At 65.5% G+C, this 362-nt stretch carries 1 protein-coding gene; it reads left to right on the plus strand.

The genetic code is table 11. The annotated features are described in order from the left end of the window. The coding region (locus IF28_RS0135810) for a thiamine pyrophosphate-dependent enzyme (protein ID WP_030229621.1) at positions 1-362 on the plus strand (362 nt) is incomplete at both ends.

Below are 362 nucleotides of genomic sequence, written 5' to 3' on the forward strand. Positions count from 1 at the left end.
TTCAAGTCGGATCAGGAAGTGCGTTGGTGTCCCGGCTGCGGTGACTACGCCGTCCTCGCCGCCGTGCAGGGATTCATGCCGCAGCTCGGACTGGCGAAGGAGAACATCGTCTTCGTCTCCGGCATCGGCTGCTCCTCCCGCTTCCCGTACTACATGAACACCTACGGGATGCACTCCATCCACGGCCGCGCCCCCGCCATCGCCACCGGCCTCGCCACCTCACGCCGCGACCTGTCCGTCTGGGTCGTCACCGGCGACGGCGACGCCCTCTCCATCGGCGGCAACCACCTCATCCACGCCCTGCGCCGCAACGTCAACCTCAAGATCCTCCTCTTCAACAACCGCATCTACGGCCTCACCAA

Source organism: Streptomyces sp. NRRL WC-3626 (assembly GCF_000718785.1).
Taxonomy (GTDB): domain Bacteria; phylum Actinomycetota; class Actinomycetes; order Streptomycetales; family Streptomycetaceae; genus Streptomyces; species Streptomyces edwardsiae.